The organism is Arthrobacter sp. GQ119 (genome assembly GCF_059759125.1).
In genome coordinates this window covers 86,444-102,302 of the sequence record NZ_JCAXEA010000007.1, presented here as the reverse complement: position 1 = coordinate 102,302, position 15,859 = coordinate 86,444, and the positions used below count along the sequence as shown (strand labels likewise).

Below are 15,859 nucleotides of genomic sequence, written 5' to 3'. Positions count from 1 at the left end.
GGAAAACATTTTCGGCCGTTTCGGCAATCCACAGACGCCTTAAGGGTTTTAAGCCCATTAACCGCGGTTGTCCCCTTAACTGTCCACAGGGTTATCCACACGCCCCTGTTAATAAGGTTAAGAACCTTGGGTCAGGAGTCCCGCTGCTGCTGCTTGATCCGGTTGGTGAGCTCGGTGACCTGGTTGTAGATCACACGGCGTTCGGCCATCAGCTCGCGGATCTTCCGATCCGCGTGGATGACCGTAGTGTGGTCGCGGCCACCCAGTTCCTGGCCGATCTTGGGCAGCGACATGTCCGTCAGCTCCCGGCAGAGGTACATGGCGATCTGCCGCGCGGTGACCAGAGTGCGGGTGCGGGACTTGCTGCACAGCTCTTCCATGCTGAGCTTGAAGTACTCCGCGGTCTGCGTGAGGATCTGGCTGGACGTGATCTCCTGCGCGTTGTCATCGGTGATGAGGTCTTTGAGGACCATCTCGGCCAGGGCCACATCCACGGGTTGGCGGTTCAGGCTGGCGAACGCTGTGACCCGAATCAGGGCGCCCTCGAGTTCGCGGATGTTGCTGGCGATCTTGGACGCGATGTACTCCAGGGCGTCGTCCGGAGCGGAGAGGCCTTCGCTGAGTGCCTTCTTGCGGAGGATTGCGATGCGGGTCTCGAGCTCTGGCGGCTGGATGTCCGTCAGCAGGCCCCATTCGAAGCGAGACTTCATGCGGTCTTCGAATCCGGCCAGCAGCTTGGGCGGCTGGTCGGAGGTGATCACTACCTGCTTGTTGTTGTTATGCAGGGAGTTGAAGGTGTGGAAGAACTCCTCGAGCGTCCGGTCCTTGCCGGCCAGAAACTGGATGTCGTCGATCAGCAGAACATCGACATTCCGGTACGTGGTCTTGAAGCTGGCGCCCTCATCGTCACGGATCGAGTTGATGAAGTCGTTCGTGAATTCCTCGGAGTTCACGTAGCGGACACGGATGCCGCTGTAGAGCCGGCGGGCATAGTGGCCGATCGCGTGCAGCAGGTGGGTCTTGCCGAGTCCGGAATCACCGTAGATGAACAGCGGGTTGTAGGCCTTGGCAGGCGCTTCGGCCACGGCCACTGCGGCCGCATGGGCAAAACGGTTGGAGGAACCGATGACGAACGTGTCAAAGACGTACTTGGGGTTCAGCCGGCCGAACTCGTGGGAAGTGCTCGGCAGCATCGGCTGCGGCTTCAGTTCAACAGAGAGGTCAGTGGCGAGGGAAAGTTCGACGGCGGGTTCGGGCTCTTCGTAGAGGGGCACCAGATCGGTGTCCACGTCGATCGCGCACCGGATGTCGTCCGAGAAGACGTTGTGCAGGGCGTCGTCGAGGGCATCCTTCACCTGGGTCTGGAGCACTTCGCGGGTGAGCTCGTTGGGTACGGCCACAAGGAGCGTCGATCCGATGAGGCCCTGGGCCTGGGCGAGGATAACGAACCCGCGCTGCCGCGGGGAGACCCGGTCATCCTGTTCGAGAAGGTTCACCACGCGGCGCCAGGAACTTCCGACAGTATTGGCGTGGTTGGCTTCGTCTACTGTCATCTATCGGGTTCCTCAAAGCTTGCTGACCTGCATTACATGCAGCCGCAAGCCCGAAACCAGGGTGCTGGCCCGGCTTAATCCACAGGGTTATGCACAGTCCGTGGATAATCGGCTACTGGGACACTCTAGGGGATGAAAAGGCCAGAAGATAGCTGGGAAGCAGCTTGTGGATAATTACACGGTTGTGGTTCGAAAAGGGCGCTTGTGAGCCACTTCATCCACAGGCTGGAGACAGTACTTAGCCACAGCTGGGGATAGGTGCTGGTTTGACTCACCATCGCGGTTTGAACTAACGTTGTGGAGTCCTTTGTGCCTGCTTTCTGACCCCATTTGGACCTTCGAACGCCCAGCGTTACGGAAACCGGGGGAAGCAGACATATACAAAACTTAGCGTCGGCCAGTTCTTCCCCTTTGATCGGGTGGGCGCACCTTTGATCCACTGGAGTAACTAACGTGAGCAAGCGGACTTTTCAGCCGAATAACCGCCGTCGGGCCAAGAAGCACGGCTTCCGCCTTCGTATGCGCACCCGTGCCGGCCGCGCCATCCTGGCTGCACGCCGCGGCAAGGGCCGCGTCGAGCTGTCGGCCTAAATACTGACTCGTCGGTAAACTTCCCTTCGCGACTTTAACGGTGCTTGCCGCCAGGAACCGCCTGAGGACTTCAACCGATTTTTCAAAAACTGTACGTTCCGGCGTCCGCAATGGACGCCGGAACGTAGTGTTATATACGGCAACTATTGGGGCCGATGAACCCAGCAGAATTGGGTTCATCGTTTCCAAAGCTGTCGGGAACGCTGTTGCCAGGAACCTCGTTAAGAGGAGACTTAGGGAAGCCGGTGCTGTCTCGCTGCGCGAGTACGGGACCGGGTTCGCTATTGTGGTGCGTGCGTTGCCGGCATCGGCGACCGCCAGCTGGCACGAACTGCTGGCGGACTACAACGCTGCCTTGGAAGCCACCATGAAGCGGCTGCAGGGCCGCGATCAACGGTTGGCTGGAACAGGTTCGAACGGAACCGGTCCGAACGGAACAACACAGGAAGGGACACAGCGTGCTTGACCTGACTGCCGCCGTCGTCCGTTCCGTAAAGCCCGCAGCAGCGGCTGCCGGCAGGTTCGTCTGGAACATGCCCCGCAATATCCTCATTATTCTGCTCTTGGCCTACCGCAAGGTGATTTCACCCTTGTACGGACAGGTCTGCCGCTTCTTTCCTTCGTGCTCGGCATATGCGCTCGAGGCGATCACCGTGCACGGTGCAGTGAAAGGAAGCTGGCTCGCGGCGAAGCGCCTGGCGCGCTGCCATCCCTGGAACGCCGGCGGTGTGGACCACGTCCCCGCCGGCCATCGGGAATGGCCTGAAAACCAGACCCCCACAATTGTTGTGATGAACAACCCGGACAAGTACCTGGCTGCTCGGACTGATGGAGAAGGCCGCGCTGCGGCCTAACGAATAGGGATATCGTATGGACTTCTTTGAAACAATCATGTTTCCGTTCAAATGGCTTGTGTCCATCATCATGGTGGGCTTCCATGAGGGCCTGAGCAGCATTGGACTCCCCGAGGCCAGCGGCTGGACGTGGACGCTGTCCATCATCGGGCTGGTGCTGGTGATCCGCGCCGCCCTGATTCCCGTGTTCGTCAAGCAGATCAAGGCGCAGCGCGGCATGCAGCTGCTGCAGCCGGACCTGAAGAAGCTGCAGGACAAGTACAAGGGCAAGACCGACCAGCTGTCCCGCCAGGCCATGGCGCAGGAACAGATGGCGATGTACAAGAAGCACGGCACCAACCCGTTCTCTGCCTGTCTGCCTATGATCATCCAGATGCCGTTCTTCTTCGCGCTGTTCACGGTGCTGTCGGGCATCAGTACGGCGCGTGACCAGGGCAACGGCATCGGTGCGATGAGCCATGACCAGGTGGTGCAGTTCGATGAGTCCACCATCTTCGGTGCCACGCTCTCGGCATCGCTGCTGCACGGCGGCGAAGGCAACCTCACGGCCGTATGGATCCTCTCGATCATCATGATCCTGGCGATGACGGCTTCGCAGTTCATCACGCAGAAGCAGATCATGGCCAAGAACATGTCTGAAGAGGCCATGGCCTCCCCGTTCATGCGCCAGCAGAAAATGATGCTGTACATCCTGCCGATCGTGTTCGGTGTGGGTGGCATTAACTTCCCGATCGGTGTCCTCATCTACTGGACGACGACCAACCTGTGGACCATGGGTCAGCAGTTCTTCGTTATCCGCCGGATGCCGACGCCGGGTTCCCCCGCAGCCAAGGCCCTCGCTGAGCGCCGGGCCGCCAAGGGCCTTCCGGACCTCCCCATCCTGGGAGGCAAGAAGGTCGACGTCGAGGCGGAGGCCGCCGCTGCCGCTGCGGTAGCGCAAGCCAAGAGCCAGCGCATCCAGCCACAACGCAAGAACAGGAAGAAGAAGTAATGTCTGTTGAAAGCTCAGAACAAGCACTTGCCGCTGAAAACAGCGAAGACCAGGACAACACCGCTGAGGCCGTGTCCACGGACAAAGGCACTGCGGTAAGCCGCCTGGAAGAAGAAGGCGACGTCGCAGCCGACTACCTGGAGGAACTGCTCGACATCGCCGATATCGACGGCGATATCGATATCGAGGTCCGTAATGGACGCACCTACATCTCCATCGTCACCGAGGAAGAGTCCGCTGGACTGGAGAGCCTGGTGGGCCGCGACGGCGAAGTCCTCGAGGCGCTGCAGGAACTGACCCGGCTCTCCGTGCTGTCCGCCACCGAGAACCGTTCCCGGCTCGTTCTGGACATCAACGGGTACCGCGAGGAACGTGCCGGCCACCTGCAGAAGATCGCAGAGGACGCTGTCGCCACGGCCAAGGAAACCGGCGAGCCTGTATCCCTTGAACCCATGAGTGCCTATGAGCGAAAGATCGTTCACGACGCCGTTGCCGACCTGGGGTTCGTAAGTGAGTCCGAGGGCGAAGGCGCCGGCCGCCACATCGTCGTTTCCGTCGACTGACGCGCGGGCTGACTGACTGATGGTTGAAATTACGGCCGCTGAGCGCCAGGCGGCGGAGAAAATCTTCGGCGCCCGTTTGAGTCTGGCGGAACGCTACGTCGAGCACCTGGCAACTTCGGGAACCGAGCGCGGACTCATCGGTCCGCGGGAAATACCGCGCCTGTGGGGGCGGCACGTGCTGAACTGCGCTGTCATCGAGAGTGAGATTGCGCAGGGCAGCCATGTTGCCGACGTCGGAAGCGGCGCCGGGCTGCCGGGTCTCTGCCTGGCCATAGCCCGTCCGGATCTGGAACTCACGCTCATTGAGCCGCTCGAACGCCGGGTGATCTGGCTCCAAGAGGTTGTTGACGACCTCGGCTTGGACAATGTCACCATCATGCGCACGCGGGCAGAGCTTGCCGTGGGCATGGTGAACGCGGATGTCGTCACGGCCCGGGCGGTGTCTGCACTCAGCAACCTGGCAGGGCTGACCATCCCCCTCCTTGACGGGGAGGGTGAGGTCGTCGCCATCAAGGGACGCAGTGCCGCAGAGGAAATCGAGAAGGCCGCCAAGGTGATCCGTAAGCTTGGCGGCGTACAGACTTCGGTCGTAACAGTAGGCCAGGACCTGCTGGAGGAACCCACCACTGTGGTGCGCATCGTCGTGAAGAAGTCCCAAAAGATCGCCTAGCCCAGGCCCGGTGCCGCAGGTCCTGACCGCGGAGCGGTTAGGCTAGAGAGCGGCAGCAAAAGGCCGAACGAGAGTGAGTGTGTCCCAGTGACCAGTAGCGAAACCTTCACACAGCGGATACCCCCGTTCGTGACTCTGGGGTCGGCACGTGCCGTTGCTGCGCCCTCCGTTGCTGCAGCCTCAAGTCACCCGAATCCGGTTGCTGGCACGGTAGATATGGCCAAGGTTTCACGTGAAACGCCCGGGCGGACGAACGTGCTGGACACCCTGGACGACTCCAGCCCCATAGCCCGGGAGCTTGCCCACGAGAACAGGCGCCGCGAGCGGCTGTTGGGCCGCAAGCTCCCGAAGCCGGAGAAGACGCGTATTTTCACGGTTTCAAACCAAAAGGGCGGCGTCGGCAAAACCACCACCACGGTCAACATCGCGGGCGCACTGGCGGCGGCCGGACTGAACGTCATGGTCATAGACATCGACCCGCAGGGGAACGCCTCCACGGCCCTGGGCATTGAACACCACGCGGACGTGGATAGCATCTACGACGTCCTGATCAACGACCTTCCGCTGGAAGATGTTGTGGCCCCGTGCCCAGACATCAGCAATCTCATTTGCGCCCCCGCCACCATCCACCTTGCCGGCGCTGAAATCGAGCTGGTGTCCCTCGTGGCCAGGGAGCAGAGACTCCGGCGCGCGATCGACGTCTACGCCAAGGCACGCGAGAAAAAGGGCGAACCGCGGCTGGATTACATCTTCATCGACTGCCCGCCGAGTCTTGGCCTGCTGACGGTGAACGCGTTCTGCGCTGCCGGTGAAGTCCTGATCCCGATCCAGTGCGAGTACTACGCCCTCGAGGGGCTGAGCCAGCTTCTGAAGAACATCGAGATGATCCAGAAACACCTGAACGCCGATCTGGTCGTTTCGACGATTTTGCTCACAATGTACGACGGCCGTACCAACCTGGCTGCACAGGTGGCAGCTGAGGTGCGTCAGCATTTCCCCAATCAGGTGCTGGGAGCTGTTGTTCCCCGCTCTGTACGAATCTCCGAAGCACCGAGTTACCAGCAAACAGTCATGACGTACGATCCGTCCTCCAGCGGTGCACTTTCCTATCTGGAAGCCGCAGCGGAAATCGCTGAGCGTTAGAATTTTCAAAACACTGCAACAGCCGGAGCCTGGCATAGCCGGGCTCTTCCAATGGAGGGATTTATCCATGAGCGATAAGCGACGCGGGCTCGGTCGCGGTCTTGGCGCACTCATTCCAAGTTCCGCCGCCGCAAGCGCTTCCGGCAACGGGGCTGCGCCGTCACGCCCAGTGGATCTGTTCTTTCCCGAAGCCCGCAAAACTGCACGCCCCGACGCTACTGATTCTGACGTTACCGAGTCTGAGGTTGTTGCGGTTGAAGGTGCTGCAGCTGCGGCTGCTGCAGCCAAGAGCGGGAGCGAAGAGAAAAGTACGCCTGAATCGGAAGATGCTGAAAGGGCACCCGCCAAGGCTGCGGCCCGGAGCAAGGCAGCTTCTGTCGATGCTGAAACGTCTGCCACGGCTGCCGGTCCTCGACCGGGGAGCAACAAGGCAGGGTCGAATACCAGCAAGGCAGGTGCCCGGGAGGAATCCGGCGGAGAGCCGGAGGAGCCGGGCTCGGGCGACGGCGGCACTATAGAGACATCTAACGATGTGGAGCTCGTCGAGGTACCTGGCGTGCGCTTTGCCGAAATCCCGGTGAGTGACATCCATCCAAACCGAAAACAGCCGCGCACTGTCTTCGATGAGGACGACATGGCCGAGCTCGTGCACTCTGTTCGCACAATAGGCGTCCTCCAGCCAATTGTTGTGCGTACTTCAACCGAAGAAGGTGGAGAACCGTATGAGCTGGTGATGGGTGAACGCCGCTGGCGGGCAGTCCAGGCCGCCGGGCTAGCCACCATCCCGGCGATTGTGCGCGACACCACGGACGACGACCTCCTCCGGGATGCGTTGCTGGAGAACCTTCACCGTAGCCAGCTGAATCCGCTGGAAGAGGCAGCGGCTTACCAGCAGCTGCTGGAAGACTTCGGAACCACCCATGAGCAGTTGGCTGACCGAATCGGCCGCTCCCGTCCGCAGGTTTCTAATACGCTCCGCCTTCTTAAGCTGCCGCCGCTGGTGCAGCGGCGGGTAGCTGCCAACGTCCTGTCCGCCGGCCATGCCCGTGCACTCCTGGCCCTGCCGGACGCCGCCGCGATGGAACGCCTGGCTCAGCGCATTGTGGCCGAGGGTATGTCTGTGCGGGCCACAGAGGAAGCAGTCACGCTGCACCGCGAGCCATCGAACCAGCCAAAGAACAACATTCCGCGTCCTGGTGCCCGGCATGAACGTCTCGACTATCTCGCCTCCTCGTTGTCGGACCGTCTGGACACGAACGTGAAGATTTCGCTCGGGGCACGGAAGGGACGCGTCAGCATCGAATTCGCGAGCGTTGAGGATTTAAATCGCATCATGGACGTCCTGGCACCTGGGTCAGAGAACTAGATTTCCTAACCTTTACTTTCCTGGGGTCCGTTTCACGTGAAACGGACCCCTTTTTTCTGGCAAAATTGCAGCCTTGAGACCATTGGCCGCTGTCTTGGTGCCACTACACGATCATTCTCGGTCTACGCCGTGCCTGTTCGAGGGCTGGGACGGGCGACCAACAGTGTTTGTTCGGCATAGAACGTAGGGTTAAAGGTGCTGGGTGCTGGGTGCTGGGTGCTGGGTGCTGGGTGCTAGGTGCTGGGTGCTGGGTGCTGGAGCTAGTCTGCGCTGGACTCGGACCGTGTAGGCCTCTGAAGGACAAATGCCGCGTAGCCATTGCCGCGCAGGTTATCTTGTCCAGCTGCCGAAGCACAAACTCGATTCGCCGCCGCTGTGGCAGGCGACGTAGTTCGGCGCGCAACCTGTCCACGATGCAAGAACGGCCTGCAACCGGTGACGGTGTTGATCCCTGGTTTTCTGCGTCAATCTTTTGATGTGCACTCCGCGCTGAATGCCGGGAGCTGCCCACTTTCGCTTGACGTCACTCCGCCACTCGATCTCTGACTGGTCCCTGCGCGGCACGTTGCTTGCCCTGTCGCCCGGAAAGCGCTCCCCCCGCACGGTGGAGAGTATAGATTACGCGGCGCATTCCCAAGCCTCGGAGGCTACTTCAGGGACGCTTTGCCGGGTGTTCCTGGGGCTTCCCATACTGTGACAGAGAACTTTGTTGCCGCGCAGATTGCAGGTTGCGGTTGTCTCGAAGGCCTACTGCCCGATCTGTGCGGATTCCGGCGCAGTCCCATCCCCGGGCATGAGGCGGCGCGGCGCCGGCTCATGGGGATAAAGATTCATGAAATCGCGATGCCGCAATAGCTACGGCTTATGCCTGCCTGCAAGACTGGGTCCCGTGGGCGAGTATTCCGTCTCCTTCCTTCCCATGGGTGCGAGAACTATTGATCTCAGGCCTAGCGCGTGGGTATGACTAGGCAGTGAGTCGAAAGTGAGCGGACTCTCTTTGGCTGTTTCTCGCCCCTTCCTCGCAGTTCAGCTACCGTTTCACGTGAAACGCTCTGGGGAGAGCCTCACGTGTCCCCTAATCCTCGGATTGCTTCGGGCCGCTCAGTGATGCTCTAATCCGCGGACTTTCCCTCCCGTTCAGCCCTGCCGTCCGCTAGTGGGACGTCCGCGCGGGAGGTCAGGCAGAGGCACATGGGCGGGGCAGGAATCAATACAGGCTTGCAGCTGCCCATCCATCACGGCGCAGGAGTCTGACGTTTCACGTGAAACGTCATCTGTACGTGCGCGCAGAAAGAAGTATTTGGTTCGCGACGGCGGTTCTAAAGGGCGTGCGAACCGGTCCCGGGACGTATTCACCGAGGTCTACAGCTTTATGGAGCCGAATCCATCGTCTTGTCGGTGGCGTGTCCTTCCCGTCACTGGGCAGGCGAATGTTGGGGAGGCATGCAGCGATCACTATTCCCGCGAAAACTGCGGGCCGCCTGGGAGAGGAAGGCCATCCGAATGTGCGCCGGCTCTGTCTGACCTCTCTTCAACTGGTGACGATGTAGCTAGTCTCGATACCGTCAACTATTGCTGCTTTCCACGCGTTGCTGTAGTCCCCTCGTGCTCCGCGCGTTGGCGCCAACCATCCCTCGAGTTCGATGGTCAGCATTGTGGGATACAGACCAACTTCTGTTTGGATATGCCTAGGCGACCAGCTAAGCCAAGCAGTAAACAGGCCGGGCACGTTTCCTTCGCTGCAGACGGCATGGCGAGGTCTCATTCCTCTTCAAAACTCCTGTTGCCAACTGTGGATTCCTGGCCTGTGCCCAGAGAGTAGGGGTGGATCTAGTTACCGGCGACCAACGCGCTGAAGGAGCAGGTCATGGCCGCTGAAGGACCTCCTCTTGCCGTGGACTACGTTGCGTGGACAGCGTAGACGGCGCAGGTGCTACAGGTGGCATGGGCTACTTCCTTCTTGGTTTCTGTAGCGCACGATGGGTGTCCTGGTCGATCCTCGGGGATGGAGGCACTGCGTGGCTGGCAGCGTTTGCCGCTATGCTCCATGGGCAGTCCTTTGTCGTTGTCGCATAGCAGGCATATGAGCTTACTCCCGACGACGGCAGGCCCTTGTTTCACGTGAAACAAGGAGCGAGCGTTTCACATGAAACAATTTCACGGATCGGTCGTGCGGGCGGGAGGCCCATCATCAGTTTCCCTGCCACGCGGATGTGCTGTTTAGGAGCGATGGCCAGGCGGCCAACGGAGCGTAAGGCCGCAACCGGCCAGTGTAGCCGCAGACGCGGGGATGACGCATTGGGCGCGATAGCGGGGCTCGCTTTCCGAAGGGTGATAGGGATTTGCAGAATCACCATGGGGCATCAAGGGGCAAATCCGCATCGTCCTTCGACCCCGCTTCCTCCCCCACGAGAGAGCATAGGATTCCCGCATGGCCGCGCCGCGGAGCATTGGCGACCAGCAACCCGACGATGCCCCTGCACCATGCGTATTCATCGGTGTTCTCCTTAAGCAGCTCATGCACTGATACCCTTCCTGTTCCCCGGTCTTCGCTTGCGCACGTGCATACAAGCGGCGCAGCCTCAGTAAGCATCGGTGATGTGCACGGTTGGGCAAAGAAGACGACAGGACCACGGACACTCTCCGCATGGTGGGAAGGGCTACAGCATGCGAGCGACGGGACGGGGAACGACGTGGCACGTCGGTGGCTCTTGCCGGCGGGAGGTGGCTCGCTGGAATCACGTGTTGTATCGAGATCCCCGACGTTCAATTCCTGGAAGCGCCTCGAGAGCTTGCGCATAACCTGTGATCGACTGCCATGACGGATCAGTGCTGGTCTCGTGACGGGTGTGGATAAGGGTGTGGATATTGCTGTGGAAACGCCTGTGGATAAATGTGGGGATAAAGGGAGGTTGGCTGAGGACAGCCCATGTATTGGACGAGGCATTCGGTACAGCGACGCGGCTGCAGGCCAGGAGCGCACGGGCACCTGGCGCTAAATGTTTCACGTGAAACGCGTCACGGGAAGCACTCCTCATCATTGCGCCCCCAAAAATCCGCGCCAAAGCCCAATACTGGAGCAGAATCGGTTTCTTGCAGTGATCTGGAGCTCATCAAAGCGCGGGGCCCCCTAGACGCAGCGGATACGGCCAACGACCGGCTGCTGTACAGACGCAGGCTGAATCGGCTTGTACCCGCAGCACCTAAACAGCCTCGCGACGAGTTGCACCAGAGGCGGCTGTGAAAAAGCCTGTGGATTTGGCTGTGGATAACGATGTGAATAATGTCACTACCAAGGAGGCAGCCTGATCCCCGGAGGGTGATATCTCGTCGATGACGAACCCCTCCCTGTGTTTGGCGCACCCGCCTTCAGAGCCTGATGTCCTGACGCAGAGGCTCTTGATCCTTCTCATGCAACCAAGCTGAGGTAGCCTTCTGCGTCCGCGATTGGGCCACCATGCTACGTGTTCGTGCAGCTGGACCCATAGCCCGAGGTACGAACTCTAGTGAATGCTGGCTTTCGGCACATGAAGCGACAACGGTAGTTGTATCTGCGGCGCCTGCACTGGCGTCGATGCACTGGGCAGCTAGTCGATGGTGGTGTCTAGAATGGCTAGACCCGGTCTGCGGTCGTCCCCGTGCGCAGGCCTATCGTCCCCGTCCGCAGGCCTGGACCCTGCGGATCGTTTGTCCTGCACACAATCTTGAAGGGGCTCCACGGCCCTGCGGCCTCGGGATGTGTTGAGGGATCGCAGAATCCGTGATGTGACGTGGCCCCACTCTCGCAGCGCCGGCACGTACTTGCGCCATTGCGGTGCTCGGTGGTTGACATGGACTGTTGGCAAGACTCGAAGTATTCCTGGCACTGGCTCTGCCCGGAAGCCATCACTGGGCTGTGACGGTGTTCGGGCGAGTCCGCGGAGCGCTGACCCGCCCGATCCGATGGCCTGGGTATGCCTTTGTGAGGGAAAGCGACGGCACAGGGTCGTTGCCCACTTCTCCGGAACGTGGTTTGGCGCCAGCTGGCCTCGGGCCCATTCACTGTCCCTGGACGGCGGCGTTGGGCGACGAAATGCTCACAAGAACTGGATGACGATTCCTCGTTGGCTGGCGGAGTTGCTGACGGCGGTTCACTGTTTCACGTGAAACAGGATCATCCTCTGTCCCATTCGTAGCCGACCGGGGACCGGTTGAGGGATGGGGCATGCGTAGGCCGTGGATGTCCGCCGCTGGAGGCTGGCCTCTGCATATGTCAGTTCGGATGTGTACTTGGGTCACTCCCGGTGTCTGTTGGATAGGGTGCAGAGCCGAGGCTAGCCCTTGCCATGCCGGAGTTCGCGACCTTCTTCTTATGCACGCACATAATCTGACGGGCACGCGGGACTCCACGGAGCTGCGTTGGAGCTACGGTCCGGACCGGAGTCAATTCCGGAATTGTACAGCCGTCTACCTGGGGCCCTGCTGTACACCGGGCCTGTGAAGGGCAGCAGCTCACCCTGACGCGGCGTTTGCCAGGCTAGAAACCCGCCGTGGAAATTCTGTGCGGACCGCATCTCGTGTGCATACGCGGCTTGAGTGGCTACTTGAATGACCACAGTAGATCCGAGCGTTGTCTATGGTCAGGGATGGAACTTGATTTGCGACATTGACGGGTACGGTCCCGACGCTGTGATGACTCGCCGTGGAACAACCGTCTGCCTGTTTCACGTGAAACCATGCCCGCACCTGTCGTGGAAAAGGTTGGGCAGTGAGGCAAGGAAGAGCCTGAAGCATCAGCCAGCGAAAAGGCATGTAGTCCAGACGGAGACACGCATTAGTTTGGTTACAGGCAATGGAGGCTAGATACCTCACTCATAGCGATTGCCGGCGCGGTCGGGGCAAGCTAGTCGCCATCGATCGGAGACTCGCTTGGCCTGCGACCCATTCGACTGCTCTGCAACCCATTCGATTTCGGTCGGTCCTGCGCGGCGCCCGCCCAGCGCATCTCTCATTTGGGTTGGCGTGTACTTGTGGTGACAGCTGCGATATTTGATTCCGTGAGCATCGTGGCATTCCACTTGTCTGAGCCTATCTACCCTGGGAGGTGTGCTTGCACCGCCTGGCCTGTCGCACCAGGTCCATAGTCCAGCTCTAATCTCCATGCGCGGGGGAAGGCGGTCCGGAATCGGCAAGATTGGGTTGTTAGTCATGTCATCCAGCCGGCTATCCCCGTGATGCGAAGGACACTTCGATGGCGTGGCAACTCCTTGTTGTCGTAGCGCCTTCTCCATTCCGTGACCAGGTTAGTGCTTCAATTGGTTTCTCAGGCCTGCTGGGGAGGGGTATCCCAGTTGAACTGCAGTCATGTTGGAGAGTCTTTGGACGATTCGCTCTCGGACAGTTCACTTCTCCGGTTGAGGAGGGGCGGATCCGGTCAGCTGTCCGTCTGAAGTGATGCTGAGATTTGCTCATACAGCGGACTTTACGAGCCGTTGCATGCGAGGAGGCGCGGGGTCGCTGCACATGTGCCGGGGGTCGTTTGCGGCCTTACAGTGGTACGGGAAAGAACGTTCCGGCCCGAGGCCTCAGGTCCGTGTTAGGGCTGCTGTACGTAATTGTGTTGATGTTGTTCACCCGAAAATTGCTGTCTAGTCGCAAAGCAGGTTCCGGCCCAAGGTGCTCCCCCGGGTTACGAGTCATGTCCGCCTGCCGATGTAGGTTTTCGTTTCACGTGAAACGTCGCCCCGAGCGGATGTAGAACGCGTCGACGATGAGGTGAAGCACCACCTTCCTGTGCTCTCGGCGGTCCATGACACCTAGCGTTGTCGACGGGCTTTGTTGGTGTGATTGCACGCCACGTAGCGTTTCACGTGAAACCGGCCGCAGTGCCGTACCGCCGTACCGCCGTACCGCCGCACCGCCGCATCCCCGCGGCGGGAGCTGCTCCGCAGGGAGGCCCCGGCCGGGAATTTGAATGACGGGCGACGATACACGCGACGAGTGTCAGTCTTCGCGCAATGCTGGACAAGTGCGATGAGCTGCCTGGGGGCTAATGCATCCCATTGCTACTCCCCTCATTGTCGACGCTCCAGGAACGCAACATCACTCTGAGGAACTCCTTGAAGTTGTTGTTGATCGGCCGACATGAATCTGTCCAGCGATATAGGTTCCTGAACAGGGCAAGCGCCGCGAGACGATCCAAGTGGCCGGCCTCCAACTTGGACACCTTTGCCTAGGGCCGCCAACGCGGTCACCGGGATGGTCAGCGGCGGGGGGCCGCATCGTTCAGTGCGGTGATGTCGCGCGACGAATACCCGCGCTGTTTCACGTGAAACGTCGATGTCGGTCGTCGAGGCCCAGCACGCTGTTCCCGGGTCGAGCACGCTACTCCCTTGGACAGCTTAAGGATCATCGGACAGGTCGGCCGGTGGATGCAGTCCATGATGACGTCGCAGCACAACATCCCAGCTGCGCGCAGGAATGCAGGCTCGAATTCTGTCTCCGTCCATCTCAGAAAAGAAGGCGGGATTTCGAAACAACTTACGGTTCATTTCGCCGGACATTTGCCTGATGTAGTGATTCGCTGTGACACGTCCGGTGTTCTCCGCGGGAAATAAAGCGCTGCGACCATCCCCGCAGTTACCAAACCCGCGGTGACCGGATGCTCCCGTGCGTTCGTCCCAGAAGACCGCGTCCATAAAAAAGTGGCCACCACTCTCCCGGAGTGGTGGCCACCGCCCGCCGCTAATAGGGGCTGGCTTGTCCTCTTGGTTAGGACAGGACGTCCGCAAATTCCTTCTCGAAGAACTGCTTCGGCTTAGCACCGATGACTGTGCTCTTCACTTCGCCGCCCTGGAACAGGTACACGGCAGGAATCGAGGTGATACCGTACTCCGCGGCGATGGACGGGTTGTCGTCCACATTCACCTTGACCACTTCGACTTTTTCGCTGTATTCCACAGAGATCTCGTCCAGGATGGGGCCGAGCTTGCGGCAGGGACCGCACCATTCGGCCCAGAAGTCCACGATTACCGGCTTGTCGGCTGCCAGCACGTCCGTGCTGAAGCTTGCATCGGTCACATCTTTTGCGTTGCTCATAATCCCGTCTCTCTTTCGAAGTGTTTTCAGCGCCGTTCAGGCGTGAAGGTCTGCAAGGTAGTGTTCGACGTCGATCGCGGCGACACAGCCCGAGCCCGACGCCGTGATGGCCTGGCGGTAGGTGGGGTCGACGACATCGCCTGCTGCGAAGACTCCCGGGATGCTCGTCCGGGAGCTGCGGCCCTCCACAGCGATAGTTCCAGCGTCCGTCATCTCCAGCGTGTCCTTGATCAGCTCGGTGCGGGGATCGTTTCCGATGGCCACAAAGACGCCCGTGACTGCCAGTTCCGACTCGGCACCGTCCAAGAGATTTTTCAGCTTCAGGCCTGTCACCTTGTCATCGCCGAGCACGTCCTCCACGGCCGTGTTCCAGATGAAGTTAATCTTCTCGTGAGCCTGGGCGCGGTCACCCATGATTTTGGAAGCCTTCAGTGTGTCGCGGCGGTGGACAACCGTCACGGACTTGGCGAACTTGGTGAGGAACAGTGCCTCTTCCATCGCAGAGTCGCCGCCGCCAATGACGGCGATGTCCTGGTCCTTGAAAAAGAAACCATCGCAGGTTGCACACCAGCTGACGCCGTGGCCGGAGAGACGCTTTTCGTTGGCAAGCCCAAGCTCACGGTAAGCGGAGCCGGTGGAGAGAATGATGGCCCGTGCGCGGAAGGTCTCCCCCGTGGCGATGGTGACGGTCTTTACATCGCCGTCGAGGTCCAACGCCGTGACGTCTTCAAACTGGATTTCCGTTCCGAAACGGGCGGCCTGCTTTTCGAAGTTCTCCATCAGGTCCGGACCCATGATGCCGTCAGGAAAGCCAGGGTAGTTCTCGACGTCCGTGGTGTTCATCAGTTCGCCGCCGGCAGTGACGGAACCGGCCAGAAGCAGCGGCTTAAGGTTGGCACGTGCCGTATAGACAGCCGCCGTGTATCCTGCCGGACCGGAGCCGACGATGATGACATCACGTACTTCTGACGCGGTGTTTTCTGCGTTGCTCACTGAACGGTGAACCTCTTCCTTAATCGATGAACCAGCTTTCGGCCGGCCACATGGCACA

General features: G+C 60.2%; 11 protein-coding genes. 8 read left to right on the top strand and 3 right to left on the bottom strand.

Features of this window, described 5'->3' with window-relative positions:
* Positions 1-131 precede the first annotated feature (131 nt).
* Complete coding sequence (gene dnaA, locus AC6CH3_RS08495) at positions 132-1,553, bottom strand: chromosomal replication initiator protein DnaA (RefSeq protein ID WP_400576921.1); 1,422 nt, start codon at positions 1,551-1,553, stop codon at positions 132-134.
* A gap of 453 nt (positions 1,554-2,006) precedes the next feature.
* On the opposite strand from dnaA, the gene rpmH reads away from it, so the two are divergent.
* From rpmH to AC6CH3_RS08455, 8 genes are all read left to right on the top strand, one after another.
* Complete coding sequence (gene rpmH, locus AC6CH3_RS08490) at positions 2,007-2,144, top strand: 50S ribosomal protein L34 (RefSeq protein ID WP_011776797.1); 138 nt, start codon at positions 2,007-2,009, stop codon at positions 2,142-2,144.
* A gap of 40 nt (positions 2,145-2,184) precedes the next feature.
* Positions 2,185-2,610: a ribonuclease P protein component gene (gene rnpA / locus AC6CH3_RS08485; protein ID WP_498132012.1), complete on the top strand. Its 426-nt coding sequence runs from the start codon at positions 2,185-2,187 to the stop codon at positions 2,608-2,610.
* Positions 2,603-2,998, top strand: coding sequence for a membrane protein insertion efficiency factor YidD (gene yidD / locus AC6CH3_RS08480; protein WP_498132011.1), 396 nt, complete (start codon positions 2,603-2,605; stop codon positions 2,996-2,998). The genes rnpA and yidD overlap by 8 nt, the downstream gene beginning before the upstream one ends.
* 16 nt (positions 2,999-3,014) lie before the next feature.
* Positions 3,015-3,989, top strand: a complete 975-nt coding sequence (gene yidC, locus AC6CH3_RS08475; protein WP_498132010.1) for a membrane protein insertase YidC — start codon at positions 3,015-3,017, stop codon at positions 3,987-3,989.
* The gene (locus AC6CH3_RS08470) at positions 3,989-4,552 is read left to right on the top strand and encodes a Jag family protein (protein ID WP_498132009.1); all 564 of its coding nucleotides are present in this window, start codon (positions 3,989-3,991) and stop codon (positions 4,550-4,552) included. The genes yidC and AC6CH3_RS08470 overlap by 1 nt, the downstream gene beginning before the upstream one ends.
* Positions 4,553-4,571: 19 nt before the next feature.
* Positions 4,572-5,222 carry a 16S rRNA (guanine(527)-N(7))-methyltransferase RsmG gene (gene rsmG / locus AC6CH3_RS08465; protein WP_498132008.1) on the top strand — a complete coding sequence of 217 codons (651 nt, stop codon included), beginning with the start codon at positions 4,572-4,574 and terminating at the stop codon, positions 5,220-5,222.
* An 87-nt stretch (positions 5,223-5,309) separates the two neighbouring features.
* Complete coding sequence (locus AC6CH3_RS08460; protein WP_498132007.1) at positions 5,310-6,365, top strand: ParA family protein; 1,056 nt, start codon at positions 5,310-5,312, stop codon at positions 6,363-6,365.
* A gap of 67 nt (positions 6,366-6,432) precedes the next feature.
* Positions 6,433-7,731 (top strand): ParB/RepB/Spo0J family partition protein, encoded by a 1,299-nt coding sequence (locus AC6CH3_RS08455; RefSeq protein WP_498132006.1) that lies wholly within the window; start codon positions 6,433-6,435, stop codon positions 7,729-7,731.
* Positions 7,732-14,481: 6,750 nt separating this feature from the next.
* Here the strand turns inward: AC6CH3_RS08455 and trxA are convergent.
* Positions 14,482-14,808: a thioredoxin gene (trxA, locus tag AC6CH3_RS08450; protein ID WP_400478385.1), complete on the bottom strand. Its 327-nt coding sequence runs from the start codon at positions 14,806-14,808 to the stop codon at positions 14,482-14,484.
* Positions 14,809-14,844: 36 nt separating this feature from the next.
* On the bottom strand, positions 14,845-15,801 hold the full coding sequence (gene trxB, locus AC6CH3_RS08445; protein ID WP_498132005.1) for a thioredoxin-disulfide reductase: 957 nt from the start codon (positions 15,799-15,801) through the stop codon (positions 14,845-14,847).
* Between the last annotated feature and the right edge of the window lie 58 nt (positions 15,802-15,859).